We start from the raw sequence: 12,729 nt of genomic DNA on the forward strand, positions 1-12,729 counted from the left end.
GAACAGCCATGAATCCCAATAAATTAACACCTGGATACAACATCATGTGGGAATCAAGCCGAATGATGCTCCCAGAGCACCGTGAACAGCTGCTTGCTCAAAAACGAAAGAAAAAAGAATACATGCCTCCTCCGCTGAGCACTGATCAGCTAGAGGAAATGAATTTTTTGATCACACAGTCGATTACAGAGGACCAAGCGATTTGCGTGACATATGCTGCAGCAGGTATGAAACAGCAGTTTTGGGGCTGGGTGAAAGCCATTCATTATGAAACCCGGCGCATAAAAATCGTCAATGATGAAGATGTTCTCCACCTGTCCTTGCAGCAAATTGTCGCGATTGATCTTGATTAAATTGTCTTTAAGTGATCGTACGAATCAGCATACTAAAAGACATAGAAGCACCGGGAGAAAAAAACAAGACTCCTCTGTCCTATGGCGGATGTCTCCTCCATCAAATTGTGTATTTAATTTGCACAATTTTTCATGTATGATTGGAACATCTTAACACTCAGGGGAGAAACATCATGAAAAATAACTTACGTACTTTACATCCACTTAGTTGGACGATCATCATCGGCACCATATTCGGCCGAATGGCGACGTCCATGAGCATTCCTTTTTTAGCCGTTTATTTGACACAAGTCAAAGGGGCTTCAGCTTCTTCAGCTGGGTTAATCATTGCCGTCAGCTCCCTTATTGGGATCGTGGCGAGTTTTTACGGCGGCTATGTTTCTGACCGAATCGGCAGGAAAAAGGTCATGCTTCTATCCATCTTCGGCTGGACACTTGTCTTTGTTGGCTTTGCGTTTGCAGATGCCATTTGGGTCTTCTTTCTCATGAACGCTTTAAATGGACTGTGCCGGGCACTGTTTGAACCGACGTCTAAGGCACTCTTATCCGATGTCACCCCATCAAGTATTCGGTTGTTTGTTTTTAATTTACGGTATACGGCCATTAATATCGGGGTGATCTTCGGCCCGCTGCTTGGCTTATATCTAGGATCATCGAAAACAACATTTCCATTTCTTGTCGCTGCCTTCATTTATTTGTTATATGGATTAACACTGGCCTGGCAATTTCAAAAGCATCCAGTTGCTGCTCCAGAAAGTACGAAACAAATCAGCGTCAAAAAAGCCCTTTCCATTATCCAAAAAGATACGGTCTTTAGCATCATCCTCATTGGCGTTACCTTATGTTCGTTCGGGTATTCGCATTTAAGCTCAACGCTGCCTCAATACTTATCAGCGTCACCTATGATTGAGGATGGTCCTAAACTGTTTGGATATCTTTTATCTTTAAATGCAGTGGTTGTCATTGTCGTACAATATCCGCTCATCATGATTGCAAAGCGCTACTCCACCATTTTGTCGCTGACCACCGGGAATATTCTTCTTGCCGGCAGTTTGTTTGCCATTGCTTTTTCACAAAGTCTCGGCATGCTTGCTTTCATCATTGTCGTGTTTACGATTGGGGAGGTTCTGCTGTTTGCGATGATGGATCTTTTTGTAGACAATATTGCAAAGCCTGAAGTGAAGGGATCGTACTTTGGGGCGATGGGATTTTCTCAGCTTGGCAGCGTCATCGGACCATTTGTCGGCGGACTGTGCATTGACTATTTTGGCGCAGCCCATCCCCTCTCCATTTTTACGGTCTTGTCAATGATCACCATCGCAGGCGTTCCATTTTTACTCATTGGATATTACCGTCTAAAAAAGCGATCGGCAGCAGCCATAGCTGTTAAAGTAAGTGGAGATCATTAAAAAAACCGCTCTTTCGTTTGAGCGGTTTTTTCTTTATACCCGGCGGATGGCGATCTCTTCCACCTTGTGCTGATCCCCTTTTTTCAAAATGAGATCAGCTCGATATTTTGTCGGTAAAATATTTTGATATAAATTTGGGCGGTTCACGGTATTCCAAATCGTGCTTGCCATTTGATCTGCCTCTTCATCCGTCAAATCTTTATATTGATGAAAGAAGGATTCAGGGTCTTGGAAGGCTGTTTCCCTGAGCAAACGAAATCGTTCTTTATACCATGATTGAATTTGCGTTTCAGCGGCGTCTACATAAATCGAAAAATCAAAGAAATCTGATACAAACACACGCGGTTCATCCTTCAGATCATCCAGCGCTGGTGATTGGAGCACATTGATTCCTTCAATAATGACAATATCCGCATCCTCTACTGTTTCATACACCCCTTCTAGCCGGTCATAGGTCAGATGCGAATATACCGGGGCATGCACAGTTTGTTTACCTGATTTTAATTCATTCAAAAAAGACAGCAGGGCTTTGACATCATAGCTTTCCGGGAAGCCCTTCTTTTCCATCAGCCCTCGATCCTTTAATTCTTTTTGAGGATATAAAAAGCCATCTGTTGTCACAAGACTCACCTTCAGCCCATCTCCAAGCCTCGATAAAAGCGTTTCAATGATACGAGCCGTTGTGCTTTTCCCGACAGCTACACTTCCAGCAATCCCAATTAAAAAGGGAATTTTGGCATGGTGCGGGTAGTTTAAAAAGGCATTCACATGCTGGTTTTTTTGTTTTTCTGCAAAGACATGTAATGTCAAAAAACGAATAAGCGGTATGTAAATATCTCGAACTTCTTCCAGCGATAAATAGTCATTTAACCCTTGCAGCGCTCTCGCTTCCTCTTCTGAAACAGATACCGGCATATATTCTCCAAGAGCTGCCCAAGCCTCTCTCGTATGGCGCGTGTATAGCGTATTAAAATCTAGTCTCGTGTCACTCAAAGTCTTTCCCACCAATCTTCACTAAACTCGTAACCCAAAAAGACGATAATCCGATTGTAGCTTAAAATGAAGGCGCTGTCTTTATTTTTCAACGAAAGTTTACTTCTTTTGCAAAAAAAAGCATTAAAAAAAGGCATATGAGGGTAAATAAGAGTATTCAGTACGATAGATAGAAGGGAGCAAACCAAATGAAATATGTGATGATTGGCGGAGACGCAGCAGGAATGAGCTGCGCTATGCAAATATATAGAGAGGATCCAGATGCACACATTGTTGCTTTTGAAAAAGGAGAGATTTTCTCATATGGACAGTGCGGACTCCCCTATTTGATCGGCGGTCTCATTGATCATCACAGAAAGCTGATCGCACGCAGTGCTGAAACCTTTCGCGAGAAATATGGAATTGACGCCAGATGCTTACACGAAGTGACCTCTATTGACCCAGAGCAAAAAACAGTGTCGGGTCATCATACGAAAACAAAAGAACCCTTTACAGAAAGCTATGACCGCCTCTTAATTGCGACAGGAGCAAGCCCTGTCACACTGGATTTAGACAGTCAGCCATTAGAAGGCGTACACGTATTAAAAACCATCCCGCATGCGCTGTCCATTTTAGACCATTTAAAAAAGGACGTCACACATGTCACGATCATTGGCGGTGGATATATCGGTCTTGAAATGGCTGAAAATTTAAAAGCGCTCGGAAAAAACGTACATATCATTCAGCGGGGAGCAGCACTCGGCCCGGGCTTTGACTCCGATATGGCAAAACACCTTAAAGAAGAGGCTGACGCCAAGGGCATTCACGTATCGCTCGGAGAAACGGTACAGCAATTAGAAGGCAAGTCACATGTCACAGCTGTTATCACAGACAAACAAACCATTCAAACAGATATGGTCATCATGGCCATCGGTGTCACTCCGCAAACCTCCTTTTTACATCATACCGGAATCAAGCGTCTTCAAAATGGCGCTATTGCAGTAAATGAATACATGCAAACCAATATAAAAGACATTTATGCTGCCGGTGATTGCGCAGCAACCTATCACCGCATCAAAAAATCACTGGATTATATTCCGCTTGGCACAACTGCGAATAAACAAGGGAGAATCGCAGGATTTCATATGACAGGAACAAACCGGGCATTTCAAGGCGTGACTGGAACAGCCGTCATGAAATTTATGGACGTGACAGCGGGACGAACAGGCTTATCAGAAAAAGAAGCAAAAGAGGCAGACATTCCTTTCTCCGTCATCACCATTGATAGTACAGATCACGCGAAGTATTACCCAGAAGCGCAGAAAATGAAAGTGAAACTGATTTACAGAAGCGATGACCATACCTTGCTTGGTGCCCAAATCATCGGCAGAAACGGTGTAGATAAACGGATCGATATCGTGGCGGCTGCCCTTTACCAAGATCTGACCATAACAGATCTTGAAGATTTAGATATTAGCTATGCACCGCCTTTTAACAGTGTATGGGACCCGCTTCAGCAAGCGGCAAGACGGATATAGAAAGTGTCACAATGAAGCCTTACCTCAAAAAAAGAAACCAGTTCAAAACCGGTTTCTTTTTTGTTATTTTTTCATCATCGCTTTTCGTGCTGCTTTTTCAAATAAAAATGGGAATAACTGATACAATTTGCTGCCGGCGTTCATCCAGCCGGGCAGATTAATCTCTCTCTTTTTCGTCATCATGGCAGATACGACCTTCCCTGCCACCTTGTCCGCACTCAGCATCATAAAATCAACGTTCTTCACATATTCACCGCTGCGGTCAGCGATGGTAAAGAAGTCTGTGGCGATCGGTCCGGGATTGACCGTTGTCACGTGAATGCCTGAGTCTGCCAGCTCCATTCTGAGGCTGTTTGAAAATCCAAGAACGGCATGCTTTGATGCGGAATAAATAGCAGATTTGGGAGTCGCAATCTTTCCTGCCTGAGATGCAATATTGATAATATGTCCCTGCCCTCTTTGCTTCATCTCAGGGATGACCTTTTTCGTGCAGGCGATTAAGCCAAACACATTCACCTCAAACATCGACACCATTTCCTCTATGGAGGCATCTTCGACGAGATCGAATACGCCAAAGCCGGCATTGTTGACCAAAATATCGACCGGCCCCACTTCTTCATACGCGCGATCAATGTCCTCAAGCTGGCTGACATCAAGCCGAGCGATGTGACACACCCCGCCAGCACTCATAATTTTTTCTTTCACACTAGTAAGCTTTTCCACTCGTCTTGCTGAAATAATGACCTCTGCGCCTTCTTCTGCTGCCAAGTACGCCATTTTTTCACCAATGCCCCCAGATGCGCCAGTAATCCAAATCCTTTTTCCTGTCAATCGCCCCATGTGTCTCACTCCTTAGTTTGCTCTGTAATAGACGATTCCGTCTTTTTGCATTTCTTCAATTCGCCCAGCCTCTAAGAGCACATCCAGCTGCCCGACTGTCTCAGACATCGTTAAAAACAAGGCCTCTTCATACATCACAGGAAATAGCTTGCGGCAAAGATGAAAGGCCGTCATTTCTTTTTGTTTAAGCAGCTGATACATCGTATTTGCTCGTTTCTCTTGTTTCTTAAATCTTTCTTCAATCAATTCATGGTGGGACGTGATGAGCTGACCGTGTCCTGGATAAATCGTCTTGATTGGCAGACGCAATAACCGATTGAGTGATGCTTTATATTGAAGCAGTGATTTTTGACGTTCCTCGCCCTCATACGGTGCTTCCATTAACGGATTTGAAGAAATGGTCGTCAAAAGCAGGTCGCCGCCAATAAAATTCCCCGTTCTTTCATCTAAAAAGGAAAGATGAGACTGTGCGTGTCCGGGTGTTTCCATCACAAAGAAGTGTTCATGCCCGCTTAAACGATCACCTTCTTTTATGATCTCATCTACATGTGAAGTACAAGAATATGTATAAGATTGCTTCACCATTTTTTCACACTCATTTTGCCGAAGCGGGACACCTAACTGCTGAAAAAAAGGAATCATAAAGTCCACTTGGCGCTGCTTAAAGACTGGATCCTGACTAATATACGGCTCATTTAGCTGGTGTCCGATCACACGGACATGAGGTTTCATCAGATTTAACAGACCGACATGATCTGCATGATGATGGGTCAGCACCACTTGATCAATATCGTCTATCGATAAACGATGTTCCTTTAATTGCGTGACAAAAGCATGCTCTGCCTCTTCTGTCATCGGACCGCAATCTACTAAGGTGACGGCCTCTCCTTTTAATACATATGCATGCACATCCCCAACGGCAAACGGCGTCGGGATGGATAATTGAATGAGGTTTTCTTTCACTTTTATACGTCATCTCCTGCTTTTTGACTCATGATTGTGGGTACTTAAGCCTTCATACTTCATTGTATCTTGCAAAAGGCAGACTGTCATGCGGTTTAGATGGGCAATTTTTTAAACTGCCCTATTGACATAAACTTGTCCATCGTTGCATAATGAACAACAAATATATGATGCGCGGGTGATAAGGATTAGTAAGCAAAATAATGATGCAAGAGAGTGAGGTCCGCCGGCTGAAAGACTTCACCATCCTCTTATTTGCTGAACCTGCCCTTTGAGCTGTTAGGCAAACCTAAACGTTTCCCGCGTTAAGGGACTAGAGCTGAGTATGCAGGTTTGCATGCTAATTGAGGGTGGTACCGCGAAAAACCTTTCGTCCTTTTCAGGCGAGAGGTTTTTTTATTTTCTACAAGGAGGAGCAGCTTATGAGTAAAATTGGATTTATCGGTGCAGGCTCAATGGCAGAGTCTATGATCAAAGGTTTATTAAAAAGCGGAATGATGTCGAATGAAGATATCATTGTTACAAACAAAACGAATGAAAAACGATTAGAAGAATTACAGGTACGTTATGGGGTCAAAACGGATTTCGCTCGGTCCTTTATTTATGAAGAAGCGGATATTCTCGTTTTTGCCTTAAAACCGAAGGATGCAGAAAGCGGAATTTCTGAAGTCCGTCCTCATTTACATGGACAGCTGATCATTTCTATTTTAGCTGGTATTTCCATTGAAACGATTCAACACTATGCTGGCGGAAAGACAGCAGTCGTTCGTGCGATGCCAAATACATCAGCGGCGATTCAGCAGTCAGCAACAGGTATTGCCGTAAGTCATGAAGTGACAGAGGAGCAAAAGAAAACAGCCGTCGAGCTGTTTGAAACAATCGGGCATGTCACAGTATTAGATGAATCGCAGCTAAATGCTGTGACAGCCATCGCAGGCAGCGGCCCAGCCTTCATTTATCATTTGATTGAAGGAATGGAGCGAGGAGCTTCGGAACTTGGAATGGACCAAGCAACTGCGAAATTACTCATTTGCCAAATGATTGCAGGCGCCGCCAATATGCTTCAAGACAGCGGAAAAGAGCCTGCCCAACTGCGCAAAGAAATTACAAGTGAAGGCGGTACAACAGAAGCCGGCCTGAACACACTGGCTGCCTATCAATTTGAAGAAGCCGTTGTCGATTGTGTCAAAACAGCTACTAAACGCGCAGCAGAATTAAACGAAATGTTTTCAGCAAGCACGTATAAATGAAATTGAAAAGCACCTGTTTTGATGACAGGTGCTTTTTCACATATGACCCTCTATTTTTTCTCGCTGGCCACTGGGTGTGAATTGCGTGATTCACACTTCGGTTCTTTCTGTTCTTTACTAGAAATGGCTTGTTCTAATAAAGAATCACGTGCCTGATAAAAATTCACATCAACTAATAATTCTTGATGCTTCACTTTAGCACCTCCTCATGTAGGTGATTCACTCATTGACATGATGGCTTTGATTTGATCCAGATGATGTTGTTCATGTAAAGCGATAGTTTCAGCTAATATTTGGACGGTCATCACTCCTTCTTCCGGATGCAGGCCTGATTGTTCCCAAATATCTTTTTCTAATAGCCGAAGCGTGTTGTTTCTTCTCTCTTTCATCCGTTTGATCAATGCTTTAATCTCGTCAGCGTTATACCATTCATACGCTCTTTCTTTCACGTATATTTCAGGATCATACGATTGAAAGGGCGTGTGATCATCTGATATCGCTTGCTCTATCCGCTCTGACCAGACTTCTTCTGTGTCATACAAATGCCCGGCAAGCTGCTTGATTGACCACTTCCCCTCCCCCAAAGATTGATCCAATGTGTAATCATCACAAGCCTTCACTATCTTCTCTAGTTCACTCATACTTTCCTGAAGCGATGTGATGATGTCTGTTCTTGTTAATTTCCCAGTTTCCATTACGCAATCAACGTCTCCTTTACAGTGAATGCATTTCTACTTTTGATTTATCTTGATGCTTTCCTTTTAGTAGCAGTAAGCTGTTCATCAAACCTGCTACTATCACAAGCCCTGCCATCCCTATAGCGATGACATGTATAGGAATCAAATCTCCGATAAATGCCATGAGGATAAACCCACTAATATAAAATATGCGTGATAATGCAAGACCTGCTGAAAACACACGGGCTCTTAAATGACTGCTTGCATATGTCATAATATTAGTAGAATACAAAACTTCGATTGGGCTATATAATAGATTGGCTAATAAAACAACAATCAAAAATCCAATAAAAGTCGTTTGTTGATACGACAATGCATGTAATATCGCAAGCAATATAACCGCTAATGTAGACCACCTTTTATAAAATTGAAAGGAGAATTTCACTTTTTTGAAGTACGCTGCAAGTGTAAGTCCACCGATAATTTGCCCTAGTCCACTAATTGTATGACCAAGCCCCAAGCCAAAATTCCCTTCTCTTGCCACTTCTAAAATATACAGACTAAATAAAACATAAACGATGCTTAAAGCAAACTCTCTTGACATCAATATCCATATGGCGCTTTGAATTTTGGGTGATCCCTTGATTTCTTTAATTCCTTCTTTAAAACTTTGAACATATGACACATACTCTTTTTTTTCAGATGCTTCTTTCGCTTTAATTGGAATTAATAGCATAGCTGATAATAAAAATGTCAGCGCATCTACTAAATAAATTGTGGAAATTGACCAAATTTCTGTCACCAACCCGCCTAATCCTGTCGCAATGAGCATCGATGCGCTAAAAGATGTGGCCAGTATACTATTCCCCTTAGAAAGCTGCTCCTTATCAAGGATTTCAGGTATCATAGATGAACGAGCAGGCAGATATATACCAGAGAAAGCACCATTTAACGCTAATAATAAATAAAGGATAAACGGTGTAACATTCATTGTGACAACTAAAACAAACCCCAGTCCAATGATAAAACGTGCCACATCTGCGAATATCACAACTTTTTTGTAAGAAAACTTATCTATAATTGGGCTCAAAAGCATAGATGTTAAAATGAGAGGGAGCATGGAACAAATAAATAGAATGCTTAGATGGGTCGCTTTCCCAGTAAGCTCATAAATTAAACCAATCGTCGCTATCGTTCTAAACCAATCTCCAAAAGCAGATAAGTTTTGCCCAATAAAGAAACAGACAAAATTTTGATCTTTGAAAAGAGATGTCGTTTCTTTCTTTGAAACCATTAGAGGAGCACCTCAGTCGACTCGTACCAGCCTAACTCTTTTTGCATAAACTCCACGGCTTGATCATAATTTTCTCTCTCTTTTTCTGGTATAAGATCAACTAAGATCGCCGGATACCATGGCTTCGCTTCTTCTTTGATTACAAAATATTGCTCCGCTTCTTCAACTACTCCTTTCATTATGAGCAGTTGTAGTTTACGATAGATTTCCTCGCGCTTTGGCATTCGATTGAGATATGTTTTTTCTATTTTCATTGTTTTAGGGAAGAAGACGAGTCTTCTATCAAAAGCATGATATTCTCTAGATTTAACAATAGGTAATTCTTGATTCGTCAGGCTTTCGATATACTTTTGCGTATTTCCTTCATTTGACCATATCATGCCTTGCATGTAGGAGATCGCTCCTGTTCCCAAACCAATATATTGATCTTCATATCCCCCGTAAATCACTTCGCCATATTGAAAACGTTTATTCTGATGCTCTGGAGCCATAAACGTATACACATAATTTTGATGCCAGCCATTCGTTTTTAAATGACGATATAATGTATCACTAAACTCAAATTTTTCTTTAGGATTTGGCGGCATTGGCACCTTGCCTTTGTTAATTTTTGATAACCACCCCTTCGAACAAGCAATATATTCTAGTGGATACGTATCAATACTTGTGCTTCCTAATGACATCACTCCATTTATGTCCTCTATCATCTCTTCTTTCGTTTGTCCAGGCAGCTGATAAAGCAAATCAATGTTATAAGATTGGAAATGACGTTTCATTAAGTCCACAGTCTGAGAGATTTGATCAAAACTAGCCGTTAAGTTGAACATTTTCCGATAGTATTCATTTAATGTTTGGACACCAAAGCTCCCTCTGTTGGCTCCACCTTCAGCCATAGCAGCCACTCTTTCTGGTGTAGCTGTTTTTGCTTCACATTCAAATGTCCATTCATAATCAGCAGATAATGAGAAATTTTCTTTTATAGCGGTCGAAAGTCGATAGATTAGTTCTGGGGGCATTATGGAAGGAGTACCTCCACCAACGAACACCACATCAAACGTCATTTTTTGGATATTAGGGGATTGGGATAAGATACGCATCTCATTGATTAAAGCATCTATATACTTTCCGATAATGGGCTCATATTTCGTAGATTTAATAAAAGGACAAAACGAACAGATCGTATCGCAGAAAGGGATATGTAAATATAAAGCGTTTTTCCCTTTTTGAAATGTTCGTTCTTTCTGAATGAATTCTGTCACACGAGATTGTGCTCCTTCTTGGCTCGCTTGGCCAAAAAAAGGATAAAGAAAATTCCATAAAGACGGATGCTCATCATAATAACTTTTCATATTTGACAATTCTCTCACCCAACTCTCGTCTATTTTTATCCCACATACAAATTCACAGAGAAGCTAAGAAAATCACTTCTCTGCGAAACACTCTTTTCAGTAAGTATTGATTCCATTCATTAGATTGCAATCCACTCGTTACGCTTCATTTTCATCACCTCCTTTTAATTAGATAAATTGTAACTTAATTACATAATTGATTATAATAGACTTTTCTGAATATTTCAATCATTTTCACTATTTTTTGTAAGGACTATTGTTTTATATACAATTTACGTATGAAACTTTTGGTATAACCATGAAAATATAGACTGATCATTCACAACCAAAAGCCCTATCATTAAGATAGGGCTCTTCATTACATCTACTTACTTTTCTCTAATAAAGCATGAATCGTTGATTCTAATAATTCTGGCAAAATGCCAAAAGAGAACGGGACGTGCAGCCGCTCTGTCCATTTGTGCGGGTCCTTTCCTAGTGGACCTACGTTGATGACTGGAACGTAAAGGGCTTCCTTTTCTCCTTGCGGTAAAGAATAGCCTTTTTGGTAAAGCGGCATATTGGTTGTATAATGACCTACTTCCTGCTTTTCGAGCTGTAAGTAACTTAAATCAGACAATCCCGGGAAATATTTCACTTCCTCTACTTCAAGTCCATATACCTCTTTTGCCTCTTTTTGAATCTTCTTGAATGTCTTCTGAATATGCGTATCTTCTGTTGAGGACACCGAAGGGTAAAATGGCGGACTATAAAATAGAACAATCAGCGGTCCTTCTTCCTTACATAGTGTCGTCAGCTCCGAGACAATTTTCGTTGAAAAATCACGATCTCCAAGTTCACCTCGGTTGGCGAATGCATAGTTGACAATGCGCTCGACTTCCTGTTCACCAGATCGATCTGCGGCTTTTTGATACAGCTCGTGATATGTGAGAACCGTCACCTGAGTGTCTATTGGTGTAAAGTGTTTAAAGCGCTGAAAGTCAGCTGTTTTCTGCCGAAGATTTGCCTCGATTTGGTCTGCTGCTTGTTTCGCAGTTTCATAGAGAAGTCCGTGCAGTTCTTCACTTGAACGTTTCATCATGAGCACATTAAATAAAGATACGGCTGTGTGAGGTGTTTGAACGGAATAGGCTTCTTTCAAGTCCTTTTGCATTAAGTTCGTTGGAGGCGGCGTTACTTCACCATCTACTTCCTCACAATAGTCACTATTGAGCTCTAACAGCCGGTTTAGTTCAGATACCATAAAATTCGCATTTAAGCCTGAGAAAGGCTCTCCTACATGCGTTTCGATCCCTTTACAGAAAAATCCGGCTAATACCTTTCCTATACTGCCTGTATACATATAATGATGTTCATCCCCTGGATACTTTTCAAACATCGGCTCACTGTTTAAACACGCGGTATAGTCAAGATCATGTTTTTCTTTAAGCTCTTTTAATTTCGGCACAGCCTCAAGCATTCCTTGTGAATTTACTTCCTCATCAGGAACTGTGACGAGCAGGACATTTCCATCAAATGTTTCTGTCATCGCTCTTTCCAGCATAGAAAGCTGTACGGTGAGACCTGCTTTCATATCCATGGCCCCTCTTCCAAACAGCCAGTCGCCTGAAGCAAGGTCCTCTCTTGCCCTCTTTGGAAGAAGCTCACTTTTTTGCGAAAAGGAAGTCATTAACTCTTCAGGCTTGCATGCCATGTTTTGAAATTCGCCGTAATCTTCTGTATCGACTACATCAAAGTGACTAAGAAGCAGCACGGTACGCTGCAGCGTACTTCGCTTCACAAGTGCCGTTAAATAATACCGGCCATCTTTCATCGGATGCAAAGCCAAATGATCAGGGTTCTGCTCAAAATAAGGCCGCTCCCTCAGCAAATAATATAAATATTCCGCTAACGCGACTTCTCCTGTTGTACCTGATATACTTTCATACTGCATAAGAGCTGTCAGGAGCTCCTTTCGTTCACTCTCTGTTTGCCATTTCATCCGTTCTCCCCCTTTGATGTCTCTATCTCTCCATTATACAAAAACGTGTATAAAAGCTATATTCTTTGAGCACCTTTTATGACGAAAGTTTGAATGGCTGTTA

The 12,729-nt window shown here is 41.6% G+C and carries 12 protein-coding genes; 4 read left to right on the forward strand and 8 right to left on the reverse strand.

Going from position 1 to position 12,729, the window contains the following annotated elements:
• Nucleotides 1–8: 8 nt before the first annotated feature.
• Nucleotides 9–353: a YolD-like family protein gene (locus NSS80_RS11900; protein ID WP_317221953.1), complete on the forward strand. Its 345-nt coding sequence runs from the start codon at nt 9–11 to the stop codon at nt 351–353.
• Between the two features lie 173 nt (nt 354–526).
• Nucleotides 527–1,762 (forward strand): MFS transporter, encoded by a 1,236-nt coding sequence (locus NSS80_RS11905; protein ID WP_024428045.1) that lies wholly within the window; start codon nt 527–529, stop codon nt 1,760–1,762.
• A 33-nt stretch (nt 1,763–1,795) separates the two neighbouring features.
• On the opposite strand, the gene coaA is transcribed toward NSS80_RS11905, so the two are convergent.
• Nucleotides 1,796–2,755 carry a type I pantothenate kinase gene (coaA, locus tag NSS80_RS11910; protein WP_024428044.1) on the reverse strand — a complete coding sequence of 320 codons (960 nt, stop codon included), beginning with the start codon at nt 2,753–2,755 and terminating at the stop codon, nt 1,796–1,798.
• Between the two features lie 188 nt (nt 2,756–2,943).
• Between coaA and NSS80_RS11915 the strand changes: the two genes are divergently transcribed.
• Nucleotides 2,944–4,272, forward strand: a complete 1,329-nt coding sequence (locus NSS80_RS11915; protein ID WP_317221952.1) for a CoA-disulfide reductase — start codon at nt 2,944–2,946, stop codon at nt 4,270–4,272.
• 63 nt (nt 4,273–4,335) lie between these two features.
• Here the strand turns inward: NSS80_RS11915 and NSS80_RS11920 are convergent, their stop codons facing one another.
• Both NSS80_RS11920 and NSS80_RS11925 read right to left on the reverse strand, forming a co-directional pair.
• Nucleotides 4,336–5,112, reverse strand: coding sequence for an SDR family oxidoreductase (locus tag NSS80_RS11920; protein ID WP_317221951.1), 777 nt, complete (start codon nt 5,110–5,112; stop codon nt 4,336–4,338).
• A gap of 12 nt (nt 5,113–5,124) precedes the next feature.
• Entirely contained in the window at nt 5,125–6,075 is a 951-nt protein-coding gene (locus tag NSS80_RS11925) for an MBL fold metallo-hydrolase (protein WP_317221950.1), read from the reverse strand.
• 422 nt (nt 6,076–6,497) lie between these two features.
• On the opposite strand from NSS80_RS11925, the gene proC reads away from it, so the two are divergent.
• Nucleotides 6,498–7,325 carry a pyrroline-5-carboxylate reductase gene (gene proC, locus NSS80_RS11930; protein ID WP_317221949.1) on the forward strand — a complete coding sequence of 276 codons (828 nt, stop codon included), beginning with the start codon at nt 6,498–6,500 and terminating at the stop codon, nt 7,323–7,325.
• Nucleotides 7,326–7,375: 50 nt separating this feature from the next.
• Here the strand turns inward: proC and NSS80_RS11935 are convergent, their stop codons facing one another.
• The 5 genes from NSS80_RS11935 to NSS80_RS11955 form a co-directional block, all read right to left on the reverse strand.
• Nucleotides 7,376–7,519, reverse strand: a complete 144-nt coding sequence (locus tag NSS80_RS11935) for a hypothetical protein (RefSeq protein ID WP_155267113.1) — start codon at nt 7,517–7,519, stop codon at nt 7,376–7,378.
• Between the two features lie 12 nt (nt 7,520–7,531).
• Complete coding sequence (locus NSS80_RS11940; protein WP_317221948.1) at nt 7,532–8,020, reverse strand: DinB family protein; 489 nt, start codon at nt 8,018–8,020, stop codon at nt 7,532–7,534.
• Between the two features lie 19 nt (nt 8,021–8,039).
• Complete coding sequence (locus tag NSS80_RS11945; RefSeq protein ID WP_041109711.1) at nt 8,040–9,296, reverse strand: MFS transporter; 1,257 nt, start codon at nt 9,294–9,296, stop codon at nt 8,040–8,042.
• The gene (locus NSS80_RS11950) at nt 9,296–10,645 is read right to left on the reverse strand and encodes a radical SAM protein (protein WP_211043266.1); all 1,350 of its coding nucleotides are present in this window, start codon (nt 10,643–10,645) and stop codon (nt 9,296–9,298) included. Before NSS80_RS11950 ends, NSS80_RS11945 begins: the two co-directional genes overlap by 1 nt.
• 364 nt (nt 10,646–11,009) lie before the next feature.
• On the reverse strand, nt 11,010–12,626 hold the full coding sequence (locus tag NSS80_RS11955) for a M20/M25/M40 family metallo-hydrolase (RefSeq protein ID WP_317221947.1): 1,617 nt from the start codon (nt 12,624–12,626) through the stop codon (nt 11,010–11,012).
• Between the last annotated feature and the right edge of the window lie 103 nt (nt 12,627–12,729).

The sequence above is a fragment of the Bacillus sp. FSL M8-0350 genome, from assembly GCF_038593345.1.
Classification (GTDB): domain Bacteria; phylum Bacillota; class Bacilli; order Bacillales; family Bacillaceae; genus Bacillus; species Bacillus safensis.

What these genes read in the sequence shown, in the direction of transcription:
- NSS80_RS11900 (WP_317221953.1), top strand. Translation starts at nt 9, where the DNA reads ATGAATCCCAATAAATTAACACCTGGATACAACATCATGTGGGAATCA.
- NSS80_RS11905 (WP_024428045.1), top strand. Translation starts at nt 527, where the DNA reads ATGAAAAATAACTTACGTACTTTACATCCACTTAGTTGGACGATCATC.
- NSS80_RS11915 (WP_317221952.1), top strand. Translation starts at nt 2,944, where the DNA reads ATGAAATATGTGATGATTGGCGGAGACGCAGCAGGAATGAGCTGCGCT.
- NSS80_RS11920 (WP_317221951.1), bottom strand. Translation starts at nt 5,112, where the DNA reads ATGGGGCGATTGACAGGAAAAAGGATTTGGATTACTGGCGCATCTGGG.
- proC (WP_317221949.1), top strand. Translation starts at nt 6,498, where the DNA reads ATGAGTAAAATTGGATTTATCGGTGCAGGCTCAATGGCAGAGTCTATG.
- NSS80_RS11940 (WP_317221948.1), bottom strand. Translation starts at nt 8,020, where the DNA reads ATGGAAACTGGGAAATTAACAAGAACAGACATCATCACATCGCTTCAG.
- NSS80_RS11945 (WP_041109711.1), bottom strand. Translation starts at nt 9,296, where the DNA reads ATGGTTTCAAAGAAAGAAACGACATCTCTTTTCAAAGATCAAAATTTT.
- NSS80_RS11950 (WP_211043266.1), bottom strand. Translation starts at nt 10,645, where the DNA reads ATGAAAAGTTATTATGATGAGCATCCGTCTTTATGGAATTTTCTTTAT.
- NSS80_RS11955 (WP_317221947.1), bottom strand. Translation starts at nt 12,626, where the DNA reads ATGAAATGGCAAACAGAGAGTGAACGAAAGGAGCTCCTGACAGCTCTT.